General features: G+C 69.1%; 5 protein-coding genes. 2 read left to right on the forward strand and 3 right to left on the reverse strand.

Annotation, left to right across the window (positions count from 1 at the left end; translation table 11 throughout):
• Positions 1-30: 30 nt before the first annotated feature.
• Positions 31-1794, reverse strand: coding sequence for a proteasome ATPase (gene arc / locus GUY59_RS45735; RefSeq protein ID WP_138199182.1), 1764 nt, complete (start codon positions 1792-1794; stop codon positions 31-33).
• Between the two features lie 204 nt (positions 1795-1998).
• Positions 1999-2850, reverse strand: a complete 852-nt coding sequence (locus GUY59_RS45740; protein WP_138199183.1) for a tRNA (adenine-N1)-methyltransferase — start codon at positions 2848-2850, stop codon at positions 1999-2001.
• Between the two features lie 55 nt (positions 2851-2905).
• On the opposite strand from GUY59_RS45740, the gene GUY59_RS45745 reads away from it, so the two are divergent.
• Together GUY59_RS45745 and GUY59_RS45750 are read left to right on the forward strand one after the other, a co-directional pair.
• A complete protein-coding gene (locus GUY59_RS45745) occupies positions 2906-4015 on the forward strand; it encodes a GNAT family N-acetyltransferase (protein WP_138199184.1) in 1110 nt (369 codons plus the stop codon).
• 114 nt (positions 4016-4129) lie between these two features.
• Positions 4130-4627, forward strand: a complete 498-nt coding sequence (locus tag GUY59_RS45750; RefSeq protein WP_138199185.1) for a hypothetical protein — start codon at positions 4130-4132, stop codon at positions 4625-4627.
• A 280-nt stretch (positions 4628-4907) separates the two neighbouring features.
• On the opposite strand, the gene GUY59_RS49620 is transcribed toward GUY59_RS45750, so the two are convergent.
• Positions 4908-5706 (reverse strand): FHA domain-containing protein (locus tag GUY59_RS49620; RefSeq protein ID WP_236668141.1); only part of this gene is annotated, 799 nt, incomplete at its 5' end.

The following is a 5706-nucleotide window of genomic DNA, read 5'->3' on the forward strand; positions in this document are numbered from 1 at the left end:
CTCCCGCGCGGCCCTCCCGATCAAGGGGTGTTACAGGTACTGGCCGGTGTTGGCGACGGTGTCGATGGACCGGCCGGCTTCGGTGCCCTGCTTGCCGGAGACCAGCGTGCGGATGTAGACGATCCGCTCGCCCTTCTTGCCGGAGATGCGGGCCCAGTCGTCGGGGTTGGTGGTGTTGGGCAGGTCTTCGTTCTCGGAGAACTCGTCCACGCAGGCCGTGAGCAGGTGCTGCACCCGCAGGCCCTTCTGGCCGGATTCGAGGAACTGCTTGATGGCCATCTTCTTGCCCCGGTCGACGATGTTCTGGATCATCGCGCCGGAGTTGAAGTCCTTGAAGTAGAGGACCTCCTTGTCGCCGTTGGCGTAGGTCACCTCGAGGAAGCGGTTCTCCTCGCTCTCGGTGTACATGCGCTCGACGACGCTCTGGATCATGCCCTGGATGGTGGCCTCACGGGAGCCGGAGTGCTCCGCCAGGTCATCGGGATGCAGAGGCAGGTCAGAGATGAGGTATTTCGAGAAGATGTCCTTGGCCGCCTCGGCGTCCGGCCGCTCGATCTTGATCTTGACGTCCAGGCGGCCGGGCCGCAGGATCGCCGGGTCGATCATGTCCTCGCGGTTGGAGGCGCCGATGACGATGACGTTCTCCAGGCCCTCGACGCCGTCGATCTCCGACAGCAGTTGAGGGACGATGGTGTTCTCGACGTCGGAGGACACGCCCGAGCCTCGGGTGCGGAAGATCGAGTCCATCTCGTCGAAGAACACGATCACCGGGGTGCCCTCTGAGGCCTTCTCGCGGGCTCGCTGGAAGACGAGGCGGATGTGCCGCTCGGTCTCACCGACGTACTTGTTGAGCAGCTCCGGGCCCTTGATGTTGAGGAAGAAGCTCTTGCCGGACTGGCCGGTCTTCTCCGCGACCTGCTTGGCCAGGGAGTTGGCGACGGCCTTGGCGATGAGCGTCTTGCCGCAACCGGGCGGGCCGTACAGCAGCACGCCCTTCGGGGGACGGAGTTTGTGCTCGCGGAACAGGTCGGCGTGCAGGTAGGGCAGCTCGATCGCGTCCCTGATCTGCTCGATCTGCCGCATGAGGCCGCCGATCTCCTCGTAGGAGATGTCGGGGACCTCTTCGAGCACGAGTTCTTCGACTTCGGACTTGGGTATGCGCTCGTAGACGTAGCCGGAACGAGGTTCGAGCAGGAGCGAGTCGCCCGCCCTGATGGGCTGGCCGACCAGCGACTCGGCCAGTCGCACGACGCGCTCTTCGTCGGCGTGCGAGATGACCAGGGCCCGCTGTCCCTCGTCGAGCAGTTCTTTGAGCATCACGATCTCGCCGACCTCTTCGTAGCCGAGGGCTTCGACCACGTTGAGCGCCTCGTTGAGCATGACCTCCTGGCCACGCCGCAGCGAAGTGACATCGACGGCGGGGCTGACGTTCACCCGGAGCTTGCGACCTCCGGTGAACACCTCGATCGTGCCGTCTTCTCGGGCCTCCAGGAAGGTGCCGAAACCGGATGGCGGCTGCGCCAGCCGGTCGACCTCCTCCTTGAGGGCGACGATCTGGTCCCTGGCCTCCTTGAGTGTGGCCACCAGGCGTTCGTTCTGGCCGGTCACGGCCGCCAGATTGGCCTGTGCCTCATGGAGACGCTCTTCGAGGACCCTGGCCTGACGGGGTGACTCGGCCAGCTTCCGCCTCAGCGCGGTGATCTCCTCCTGGAGGAAGGAGACCTGTGTTGAAAGATCAGCGACCTCCCGTTCGCGCTGCGCGGCTCGAGCCTCAGCATCATCGCGAGCTGCCACGCCCCGTCACCTCCTTCCCAGTCGAGGGCGACTACTAAGGACCTTACCTATCTCGGGCCCCTCCGTAACCTGGCCGGGCAGTGTTCGTCGTGTGACATTCAGTATTCGGTGATTAATCCCCAATAGTGCGTTTAATACTCCCAGCATATGAACACGGCCTTCTGTTCCCGTGTCACGCACCAACGCACCCTCGTGGCCAAATTGTCATAGTTCTTCAGTCGTCCCCTTCGGTCGTCGACGGCGCGGCGGCGGGGTCACGCCGTCGGCCATGCGGCGGGCGGTGACGAGGAACCCGGTGTGGCCGATCATCCGGTGATCCGGCCTCACTGCGAGCCCTTCGACGTGCCAGTCGCGAAACAGGGTCTCCCACGCATGTGGCTCGGTGAAACACCCATGATCGCGAATGGACTCGACCGTCTTGGACAACTGGGTCGTCGTGGCGACGTAGCAGCAGATCACGCCGCCCGGCGTGAGCGCCTTGGCCGCCGCGTCGACGCACTCCCAGGGAGCGAGCATGTCGAGGATCACGCGGTCGACGTCGACCTCGTCGATGGAGGCCACCAGGTCGCCGGTGACCAGGCGCCAGTTGCCCTCCATGGGGCCGCCGTAGAACTTCTCGACGTTCTTGCGCGCCACGTCGGCGAACTCCTCGCGCCGCTCGTACGACGTCACGTGGCCCTCGGGGCCGACCGCGCGCAGCAGGAAGCAGGTCAGCGCCCCGGAGCCGACGCCCGCCTCGATGACCCGGGCGCCGGGGAAGACGTCGGCCATGCCGACGATCATGGAGGCGTCTTTCGGGTAGATGACGGCCGCGCCGCGCGGCATGGCCAGCGTGTAGTCCTGCAGCAGGTGGCGGAAGGCGAGGTAGGCGGTGCCGCCCGAGGAGCGCACGACCGAGCCTTCAGGCTGCCCGATCAAATCGCTGTGCGGGATGGCGCCCTTGTGGGTGTGGAAGACGCCGTCCTCCTTGAGCGTGATCGTGTGGCGCTTGTTCTTGGGGTCGGTGAGCTGCACCTGATCCCCCGCCTGGAAAGGCCCATGCCTGCGGAAACCCATGGCGGCAAGGTTATAGGGCTTTCGAGCGGGTCAGGACGCGCGATAAGTATGGGAGATGCTCCCGCCCGACGTGATCTCCACCGGTTCCCTGATCCTGCGGCCGCCCGCGGAGCCGGACACCGAGGCGATCGTCATGACCTGCGACGACCCGGTGTCGGCCAGGTTCCTGCCGCTGCTGCCCTCCCCTTACCGGGCCGAGGACGCGCGCGACCACCTCGGCAGGGTCGCCGCGACGTGGCGGGAAGGCGGCGCGGAGTTCGCGATCATCGAGAACGGCCGCTACGCCGGCTCCATCGGCGTCACGCCGCCGGACCGCTGGGGCGTGACCGGGATCGGCTACCTGGTGGCGCCGTGGGCCCGGGGCAGGAACGTCGCGGCCACGGCGGCCAGGGCGGTCACCGACTGGCTGTTCGACCACGGGGTGCGCCGGGTGGAACTGCAGACCGAGGTGGAAAACGTGGCGAGCCTGCGGGTGGCGTACAAGGCGGGTTTTCGTGAGGAGGGGCGCAGGCGGGACGCCAAGCGACTGCGCGACGGCCGGGACGCCGACTTCGTCACGTTCGCCCGGCTGCCCGGCGACGTCATGGTGGCGGAGCCGTACCTCCCGCTCTTCGACGGCGGGGAGCTCACCGACGGGGTCGTGGCGCTGGAGCCGCTGGCCGCCGAGGACGCCATGGACTTCCACCGGATGATGGCCGAGCCGAGCGTGGCGGCCTACTCCGTGGGGCCGCCGGCCACGCTGGAGGAGAACCAGCGGCGCTGCCGCTACACCGGCTACTGGTGGGTGTCGGGGCAGCGCGTCGAGCTGGCGGTCAGGGACGCGGCCTCGCGGGCGTTCGCGGGGCACGTGCAGCTGACGCAGGTGGTCCCGGCATTGGGGCAGGCGATGATCGGCTACTCGTTGGCGCCGGAGTACCGGAGGAAGGGGCTCATGACGCGCGCGGTGCGGCTGCTGGTGGACTGGGCGTTCGCCAGCACGCCCCTGCACCGGATCGTGGCGGGCACCGAGGCGGGCAACACGGCCTCGCAGGCGGTGCTGGAGCGCGCCGGGTTCGGCCGGGAGGGCGTGCACCGTCAGCTGCTCCCTCAGCCGGACGGCACGTGGGCCGACGACGTGGCGTGGGCCCGCCTGCGGCCGGCCGTGCCCGTCGGCGGGAAATCCTGATTTCCTGTCGAGGGCTGGTCAAGGGGGGTCCAGGGCGATAGTCAGGGCACCCGCACGTGAGGGTCGCGTGATCGGGGTACGCGATGCCATCCTCTCCCCCCGAGGGGCACCGCGATGCCATACGACCGTGCCGACGTCGCCATGCGCGAGCTCATCGCCGTGTTCTCCTGCCTGGAGGCGGCGAACCTGATCGACCGGCTGGCACGTGCGGCCGCGGCCGTCGCGGGCACCGCGAACGCGGGATTCGTCCAGGTGGACGTGCTGCGCCGGCACGCCTGCTCGATCCACGTGCACGCCCCGCCGGATGATCCGCTGCGCGTGCGGCGGTGGCTCGCGGAGTCGGGCGTGATGAACGAGCTCGTGGCGTCGCCGGCGACGGTACGGCTGGCGCGCGACGTGTCGGTGGGCGAGCCGGGGTTCCTGTCCATGCCCGTGCCGATGGCGACGCGGGACTTCACGCACCTGTGGGTGGCGGGGCGCGGGTTCAGCGACGGTGACGAGCACCTCGTGAGCCGGTTCGCCACGGCGGCGGGACGGGCCCTGGAGGCGGCGGGCGGCCTGGAGGCGGCGGTGCGGATGTTGCGCGGGGTGCGGTCTTTCCGGCCGGTCTAGCGGCGGCCGGCCCTCTTATCGCGCAGGGGCAATCCCGAGGTTACGGACGACCGGTTGCGGACCCAATGAGGGCGGGAAACGGTGGCACGGCGGCTTCTCCGGCCCGCTAACCCGTGAAGATCCCGCCTTTTCCCGGCTTTTGGCCAGAGCAACACTTTTCCCGTATATAGCGCTATAAACCTGTGCTCCGCGGCCGGAATGCCCGGCGTGGCCGCCGGTCCCGCCGTACACGCCAGGACGCCCGCGCCCTCGGCGCGGGCGCGGGCGATCGAGGCGTCCGTCAGCCCCGGTGGGCTTCGAAGCGGAGCGTGCGGGACACACCCACCCGGACGGTCGTTCCCGGCGCGATGGTGACGGGCTCGTTGGGCGGGATGTCGTAGAAGTTGGGATCACCGGGCGGCTGGATCTGCGTGCCGTTGACCGAGCCGAGATCCACCAGGTTGACGTCCCAGCCGTCCAGCGCCACCCGCAGATGGCGGCGCGAGACCGAGCCGTCGGGACTGGTGACCTTGGCCGGCCTGGCGTTGCCGCCGGCCACCTCCGGCGCGCGTTCCGGGTCGCGGCCGAGGAGGTAGTCGCTCTCCAGAGGCAGCGCCGTGCCGTCGTCGAGGACGAGGACCCCCAGCGAGGGCCGCGGCCCTTTGTAGGGAACCAGGGTGCGCTGGACCAGGGCGATGCCGCAGACGGCGCAGTAGGGCACGCGGGGGTCGTTGAAGTGGTCGTTCTTGCAGTCGACCCCATAGACCAGCGGCCGGTCGCCGTGGTCGCCCTGCTGCTCCTGCTGCTGGGGCGGGCCTGGCTGGTCGTAGTGCTCCTGCGGGCCGGGCGGGGGCGGACCGGGCTGGTCGTAGTGGTCGGGCGGCCCCATGTGCTGGCCGGCCTGCTGCTCGGCGCCGTTGCCCGGATGCGCGGGCTCGTCGTAGGAGGGGAACTGCTGCTGCGGCTCCTGCAGGGGCGGCGGCTGGTCCTGCGGCGGGCCGAAGGGGGACTGCTGATCGTGGGGATGACCGTAGGGGGGCTGGTCCTGCGGCGGACCGAAGGGCGACTGCTGCTCCGGGGGCGGGCCGTAGGGAGACTGG

Origin of the sequence: Nonomuraea sp. K271 (assembly GCF_009908215.1) — a bacterium.
Taxonomy (GTDB): domain Bacteria; phylum Actinomycetota; class Actinomycetes; order Streptosporangiales; family Streptosporangiaceae; genus Nonomuraea; species Nonomuraea longispora.

What these genes read in the sequence shown, in the direction of transcription:
- GUY59_RS45740 (WP_138199183.1), bottom strand. Translation starts at nt 2,850, where the DNA reads ATGGGTTTCCGCAGGCATGGGCCTTTCCAGGCGGGGGATCAGGTGCAG.
- GUY59_RS45745 (WP_138199184.1), top strand. Translation starts at nt 2,906, where the DNA reads ATGCTCCCGCCCGACGTGATCTCCACCGGTTCCCTGATCCTGCGGCCG.
- GUY59_RS45750 (WP_138199185.1), top strand. Translation starts at nt 4,130, where the DNA reads ATGCCATACGACCGTGCCGACGTCGCCATGCGCGAGCTCATCGCCGTG.